The organism is Knoellia aerolata DSM 18566 (assembly GCF_000768695.1).
Lineage (GTDB): Bacteria > Actinomycetota > Actinomycetes > Actinomycetales > Dermatophilaceae > Knoellia > Knoellia aerolata.
The window spans coordinates 1-1773 of the sequence record NZ_AVPL01000132.1 but is presented as its reverse complement, the minus strand read 5'-3'; the positions used below and the strand labels follow the sequence as shown (position 1 = coordinate 1773).

Annotated in this window: 2 protein-coding genes; both read left to right on the top strand. The window is 66.1% G+C overall.

Annotated features, from left to right (window positions below):
• Positions 1–257 precede the first annotated feature (257 nt).
• Complete coding sequence (locus N801_RS18920; protein ID WP_035940871.1) at positions 258–458, top strand: helix-turn-helix domain-containing protein; 201 nt, start codon at positions 258–260, stop codon at positions 456–458.
• On the top strand, positions 458–1582 hold the full coding sequence (locus N801_RS18915) for a site-specific integrase (protein ID WP_245618522.1): 1125 nt from the start codon (positions 458–460) through the stop codon (positions 1580–1582). The genes N801_RS18920 and N801_RS18915 overlap by 1 nt, the downstream gene beginning before the upstream one ends.
• Positions 1583–1773: the final 191 nt, after the last annotated feature.

Genomic DNA, 1773 nt, shown 5'->3' with positions numbered 1-1773 from the left:
GAGGGTTCGCCGGAGCGCCTCAACGACCGGCTCAAGGGGCGCTACATCACCGTCGAGTACTACGACATCAAAGACCTCGACGCTGTTTGGCGTGCGGCCGCCGCCGCCACCCGTAGCGCGACGACCCAGCTGGTCCGTCGGCCTGTATCGCGAGCGGCCACCATCTGCTAGCTGGTTGCCTGTCCCGTAGCGGAGCGAGCCTGCGGTGCCCCACAGGACCGGTATACCCATGAAAACCTGAAGCAGGAGGACTCGACATGGTGCACTTGCTGACCGTAGGTCAAGCCGCCGAGATTCTCGGCACCTCGGAACGCTTCCCGCGCCGCCTCATCGCCGAGCGACGCATCCGGTTCGTCCGGGTCGGCCGGCACGTGCGGATCCCCGAGGACGCCCTCAGCGAGTTCGTGCGCGACGGGGAAGTCGAACCCATCGACCTCTCGCACCTGGCAGGCGCCTGATGGTCCGCAGGAAGTTCGGCCTCATCCGCCGCCTACCGTCAGGCCGGTTCCAGGCGTCGTTCACCGACCCCAATCGACGCAGGGTCAACGCACCCGAGACGTTCCGCACCGAGGCTGACGCTCACCGATACCTTGACCGGATTGAGCAGGAGATCAAGCGTGGTCACTGGCTGCCCGACGCCGGTCTCGGGCGGCGAACGCTCCGCGACGCCTGCGAGGCCTACCTCGACGAGAACCCCCGCATCGGTCTTCGCTGGGCCGAGACCTGTCGGCGCAACATGCGGCTGCACCTCAAGGACCTGCTCGATCTGCCTATCGTCACCATCACTCCGCCCACCGTGCGGGCGTGGCACGCAAAGGCGCTGAAGGGTGGCGGCGGTCGCACGTCGATCAGCCAGTCCTACCGGCTGCTGCGATCGGTGATGAACGTCGCCGTCAACGACGGAGCCATACCCCGCAATCCCTGTCAGATCCCCGGGGCCGGATCCGAGCGGACACCTGAGCGAAGTGTCGCCACCCCGAGCCAGATCGCGGAACTCATCGAAGCCATCACGCCTCGCTATCGAGCCGCGGTCGTCCTCGCTGCCTGGTGCGGTCTGCGTCGCGGGGAGGTGTGCGCGATCCGTACCGCCGACGTCGACCTCGAAAACCGTCGCGTCCGCGTCGCGAAGAACTGGGTCGAGCTCCTCGAGTCGCCAGTGAGCTTCGAGAAGGACCCCAAGAGTGCCGCCGGCAAACGCACCGTGACCATCCCGCCCCACGTCCTGCCCATCCTCGGGGCGCACCTCAAAGAGTTCGCAGGCCCGGAGTTCTTCACCGTCGGCCGTGACGGGAAGCGCGCCCGAGGGAACACCATCTACCAGGCCTTCGTACGCGCCAGGACCAAGATCGGCGTCGACATCTCCTTCCACGACCTGCGGCATACCGGCCAAACCCTTGCAGCATCGACAGGCGCCAGCCTCGCTGACCTTAAACAGCGGCTTCGCCGCGGCCCAGCGATACATGCACGCCGTGGAGGGTCGCGACGCCCAGATCGCCGATGCCCTCTCGGCCCTCGCGGAGCAGGGCGACGCGGCCAAGCTCCCAAGGCGCTTCTGATCCCAGCGATTACGAGATCATCATGACCACACCTGCCACTAGCGCCATACGGCGAAACTGTCGTCTATTCGTGGAGCAGTCTCAGTCGGCTGATCTCGACTGGGACGCGGCGTTGTGCATCAAGTGGGCAGACTGAGCGGTGCCTCTTTGGCCGAAGCAGTACCACGACAGTGCAGGCGTCAGTTCGCTCGTCAAAGTGGCTCATCCCAATCGGGGG

Bases quoted from the DNA above. Each gene is read 5' to 3' on its own strand.
- N801_RS18920 (WP_035940871.1), top strand. From the start codon at position 258: ATGGTGCACTTGCTGACCGTAGGTCAAGCCGCCGAGATTCTCGGCACC.
- N801_RS18915 (WP_245618522.1), top strand. From the start codon at position 458: ATGGTCCGCAGGAAGTTCGGCCTCATCCGCCGCCTACCGTCAGGCCGG.